This window comes from Micromonospora acroterricola, assembly GCF_003172955.1.
Taxonomy (GTDB): domain Bacteria; phylum Actinomycetota; class Actinomycetes; order Mycobacteriales; family Micromonosporaceae; genus Micromonospora; species Micromonospora acroterricola.
In genome coordinates this window covers 1-4,594 of sequence record NZ_QGKR01000051.1, presented here as the reverse complement: position 1 = coordinate 4,594, position 4,594 = coordinate 1, and the positions used below count along the sequence as shown (strand labels likewise).

Here is a 4,594-nt window from a genome sequence, read left to right as displayed (position 1 = left end):
CGCCGCGACCGACCCGGCCACGCCGCCGGCCGGCGAGCCCGCCCTGGTCGAGTCGAGCCTCGCGGACGACCCGTTCCGGGGCGGTCCCGCCACCGCGGCCGCCGAGACCGGCGAGCGGCCCGCGCCGCCGCGACGGACGGAGTCCGCCCGATCCGAGCGGTCGCCCAAGGACATGGCGATCTCGCTGCTGGTGCTGCTGATCCCGATCGCGCTGCTGCTGGCGTTCTACCGGGGTTTCCTCGGCGGCGACCAGGCGACCACGGTCGATCCGGCGCCGGCGTTCGAGCAGGCCCGGTCGGCGAACGTCTTCCCGGTGAGTCAGCCGGAGGGCCTGGGTTCGGGATGGCGTACGGTCAGCGCCCGCTACCAGACGGTGGAGGGCGGCGCGAACCTCCGGATCGGCTACCTCACCCCGGAGGGGCGGGGCGTCCAGCTGGTGCAGAGCAGTGTGCCGGCGGAGCGGCTGCTCCCGGCCGAGCTGACCGGCCAGGGTCAGCCGCAGGGCCCGACGGAGCTTGCCGGGCGCACGTGGCAGCGCTACACCGCCCGGGGCAACCAGCAGGCCCTGATCCTGCTGGAACCGACCCGTACGGTGATCGTGATCGGCGACGCCCGGGACAACGAACTGCGCCAGCTGGCCGGCGCGCTGCGCTGACCGCTCCCGATCCGGCGACGCGGGCCGGGGTGTCCTCGTGGCCCCGGGCCGGTCTTTCCGGCAGCCACCGGACAGAAGGGTGATTGTCCGGCCCGTCGACAGGGAACAAAGAGGGAGTGACCCGGGCGCTCTGCTCGGTCCGGGTCGCGCGGCGCAGCCGACGCTGCCGCGCCGCCCCGTTCCGGCGCCGTCCAGGTCGTCGGGTGACCCCCTCGGGAGACACATATGACTGTTCGACGACTCAGTGCCGGCCTCCTCGCCGCCGCCCTGTTCACGCCCGCCCTGGCCGCCTGCGGCGACGGGACCGGCACCGCCGGGTCGACCGCCTCGCCGACGGCGAGCGCGTCCGGCACCGCGGGCCCGTCCGGCACGGCGAGCCCGTCCGGATCGCCGGTGGCGGGCGACGCCAAGCAGGCGCTGCTCGACTCCACCAAGGAGATCAGCAACGGCAACTTCCGGTTCACCCTCGCCGGCGCCGGCTCCACGGCGGAGGGCCAGGTGCACCAGCCGAGCCAGAGCGCGGCCATGAAGATCGCCATCGGCGGTCCCTCGTCCGACCTGGCCATGAAGCTCGACGTGATCCACTTCAAGCCGGACAGCTGGGTGAAGCTGGAGCTGACCGGTCCCACCGCCAACAGCCTGCCCGCCATCAAGCAGCTCAACCTCGGCAAGTACCAGCACCTGGACCAGACCCGGATCAAGGGCAACCGGAGCCTCGGTTTCGACTTCGAGAAGGTCGACCCGGCCGGCAGCGCGGTGCTGACCCAGGGCATCACCGAGGTCCGGAGCACCGGCACCGGCGCGTACGCGGGCACCATCGACGTCACCAAGGCGGCCGAGGCCGGCTCGCTGAACGCCGCCACCATCGCCGCGCTGGGCACGCAGGCGAAGACCGTTCCGTTCACCGCGAAGGTGGACCCGCAGGGCCGGCTCAGCGAGCTGGTGCTGCAACTCCCGGCCGCCGGTCAGACCGCCGCCCAGGAGATCCGGATGACCTACTCCGACTACGGTGCCGCCACCGCCGCCCAGAAGCCGCCGGCGGCCCAGGTCGTCGAGGCGCCGGCCGAGCTGTACAGCCTGTTCAACTGACCGTCGACGCGGGTGGGGCGGCTCCGGTCGCCCCACCGGCGGTCAGGAGGCGGGCTCCTGCCGGGCGCCGTCGATCCGCGCCCGGGCGCCGTCCAGCCAACGCTGGCAGACCACCGCCAGCGCCTCGCCGCGCTCCCAGAGCGCCAGCGACTCCTCCAGCGACGTGCCGCCGGCCTCCAGCCGCTCGACCACCGAGGCCAGCTCGGCGCGGGCCTGCTCGTAGCTGAGCCGCTCGTCCGGCCCGGCCTTCGTGTCGTCAGTCATCGCGTCCATCTCAGCACACCGCCTCCCGCCCGCCGTGACCCGCCACTCAGCCGTCCACCGTGGCGGCCAGCTCACCGTCGGCCAGCCGGACCCGCAACGGGTCGCCCTTGCCCACCTCGGCCGCGGCCCGAACGACGTGGCCGTCCGCGCGCTGCACGATCGCGTACCCCCGGTCGAGGGTGGCGGCGGGGGAGAGGGCGCGCAGCCGGGCCAGGGTGTGCCGCAGCTCGTCGTCGGCCGCCGCGAGCCGGTGGTCCAGGCAACGGCCGGCCCGCTGGCGCAGCGCGGTGACGTCGGTCGCCCGCTGCTCCACCATCACCTGGGGCCGCGCCAGCACCGGCCGGGACCGCAGCCCGTCGAGCCGGTGGGACTCCCGGTCCACCAGGTTGCGTACCGCCCGCTCGAGGCGGTGCCGGGCCTGGCCGATGAGGCGTACCTCCTCGGTGAGGTCGGGGACCACCCGCTTCGCCGCGTCGGTCGGGGTGGAGGCGCGGACGTCGGCCACGTAGTCGATCAGCGGGGCGTCCGTCTCGTGGCCGATCGCGCTCACCACCGGCGTACGGCAGCCGAAGACCGCGCGACACAGCGCCTCGTCGGAGAAGGGCAGCAGATCCTCGATGCCGCCGCCGCCCCGGGCGATGACGATCACGTCGATGGTCGGGTCGGCGTCCAGCACCCTGAGCGCGTCGATGATCTGCGGCACCGCGGACGGCCCCTGCACGGCCACGTTGACCGTGCGGAACTCCACCGCCGGCCAGCGCCGCCGTGCGTTGGTCAGCACGTCCCGCTCGGCGGCCGACGCCCGGCCGGTGATCAGCCCGATCCGACCGGGCAGGAACGGCAGCCGCCGTTTGCGGGCCCGGTCGAACAGCCCCTCGGCGGCGAGCAGCTTCTTGAGCTTCTCCAACCGGGCCAGCAGCTCACCGAGTCCCACCTGGCGGATCTCGTCGGCGCGCAGGCTCAGGGTGCCCCGGGCGGCGTAGAACTCCGGCTTGGCGTGCAGCACCACCCGGGCGCCCTCGCGCAGCTCCGGCGCGCCGGCGTCCAGCACGTCCCGGTTGGTGGTGACGGTCAGGCTCAGGTCGGCCGACGGGTCACGCAGGGTGAGGAAGACGGTGCTGGCGCCGGGTCGCCGGCTGATCTGCGCCACCTGCCCGTCGACCCACACCCAGCCGAGCTTCGCGATCCAGGCGCCCACCTTCTGGCTGACAACCCGGACCGGCCACGGCTCCTCCGCGCTGCTCCGCGCCCCGTCACTCACCAGCCCACCCTACGACCCACCCCACCCGTCCCGTTGATCATAAGTTATCGCCCTTCCTGTCGGCGTGTCGCAGAAACAACTTCATGGTCAACGGACTGGCCTCGGGCCTGGGCGGTGGGGACTCCCGGGGTTACGGCCCCTGCTGTGCGGAAGCCGGACACGTACGATGGGCGGGTGACCGAGGCTCAGGCGACCCCCCAGACCGGCAAGCGCGTGCTCCTGGCCAAGCCCCGCGGCTACTGCGCGGGTGTCGACCGTGCGGTGCAGACCGTCGAGGAGGCGCTGAAGCTCTACGGCGCCCCGATCTACGTCCGCAAGCAGATCGTGCACAACAAGCACGTGGTGCAGACCCTGGAGGCGCAGGGCGCGATCTTCGTGGAGGAGAACGAGGAGGTGCCGGAGGGCGCCACCGTCATCTTCTCCGCGCACGGCGTGGCCCCCGAGGTCTACGAGCAGGCGAGGGAGCGCTCGCTGAAGGCGATCGACGCGACCTGCCCGCTGGTCACCAAGGTCCACCAGGAGGCGAAGCGGTTCGCCGCCGAGGACTACGACATCCTGCTGATCGGCCACGAGGGGCACGAGGAGGTCGTCGGCACCGCCGGCGAGGCGCCCGCCCACATCCAGCTGGTCGACGGCCCGGACGGCGTCAGCAAGATCACCGTCCGCGACCCGGAGAAGGTGGTCTGGCTCTCCCAGACCACGCTCTCGGTGGACGAGACGTTGGAGACCGTCGCCCGGCTCAAGCAGCGGCTGCCCCTGCTCCAGTCCCCGCCCAGCGACGACATCTGCTACGCCACCTCCAACCGTCAGCACGTGGTCAAGGAGATCGCCCCGGAGTGCGACGTCGTCATCGTCGTCGGCTCGCGGAACTCCTCCAACTCGGTCCGGCTGGTCGAGGTGGCGCTCGACGCCGGCGCCCGCGCCGGTCACCTGATCGACTTCGCCCAGGAGATCGACGACGCCTGGCTCGCCGACGCCCGCACCGTGGGCGTGAGCTCCGGCGCGAGCGTGCCGGACGAACTGGTGCAGGACGTGCTGGCGCACCTGGCCGCGCGTGGATTTGCCGACGTCGAGGAGATCACCACCGCCAACGAGCGGCTCACCTTCTCGCTGCCGCAGGAGCTGAAGCGGGACATGAAGGCCGCGGCGGCGCGCGGTTGAGCAGCGTCGGTCGGATGCCGGCGGGAACGTCCCGCCGTTCCGGCGCGTCCAAGCGGGCATGAGGACAATTCGGCTTGTCGCCCCCGCCCTGGTGCTCTGCGCGGCGCTGAGCGCCTGCGGCGGGACGGACGGCCCCACCACCCCCACCCCGAGCGGCTCGTCAC

5 protein-coding genes are annotated in these 4,594 nt (G+C 73.1%); 3 read left to right on the top strand and 2 right to left on the bottom strand.

Annotated elements, in window-relative coordinates:
• Window positions 1–655 (top strand): DUF4245 domain-containing protein (locus tag DKT68_RS00685; protein ID WP_109815501.1); only part of this gene is annotated, 655 nt, incomplete at its 5' end.
• 225 nt (window positions 656–880) lie between these two features.
• On the top strand, window positions 881–1,744 hold the full coding sequence (locus tag DKT68_RS00680) for a hypothetical protein (RefSeq protein ID WP_109815500.1): 864 nt from the start codon (window positions 881–883) through the stop codon (window positions 1,742–1,744).
• Between the two features lie 42 nt (window positions 1,745–1,786).
• Here the strand turns inward: DKT68_RS00680 and DKT68_RS00675 are convergent, their stop codons facing one another.
• Together DKT68_RS00675 and xseA are read right to left on the bottom strand one after the other, a co-directional pair.
• Complete coding sequence (locus tag DKT68_RS00675) at window positions 1,787–2,008, bottom strand: exodeoxyribonuclease VII small subunit (protein WP_109815502.1); 222 nt, start codon at window positions 2,006–2,008, stop codon at window positions 1,787–1,789.
• Window positions 2,009–2,054: 46 nt separating this feature from the next.
• Window positions 2,055–3,272, bottom strand: a complete 1,218-nt coding sequence (xseA, locus tag DKT68_RS00670; protein WP_109815499.1) for an exodeoxyribonuclease VII large subunit — start codon at window positions 3,270–3,272, stop codon at window positions 2,055–2,057.
• Between the two features lie 171 nt (window positions 3,273–3,443).
• On the opposite strand from xseA, the gene DKT68_RS00665 reads away from it, so the two are divergent.
• A complete protein-coding gene (locus DKT68_RS00665) occupies window positions 3,444–4,430 on the top strand; it encodes a 4-hydroxy-3-methylbut-2-enyl diphosphate reductase (RefSeq protein ID WP_109815498.1) in 987 nt (328 codons plus the stop codon).
• The last annotated feature ends 164 nt before the right edge of the window (window positions 4,431–4,594 follow it).

Bases quoted from the DNA above. Each gene is read 5' to 3' on its own strand.
- DKT68_RS00680 (WP_109815500.1), top strand. From the start codon at position 881: ATGACTGTTCGACGACTCAGTGCCGGCCTCCTCGCCGCCGCCCTGTTC.
- DKT68_RS00675 (WP_109815502.1), bottom strand. From the start codon at position 2,008: ATGACTGACGACACGAAGGCCGGGCCGGACGAGCGGCTCAGCTACGAG.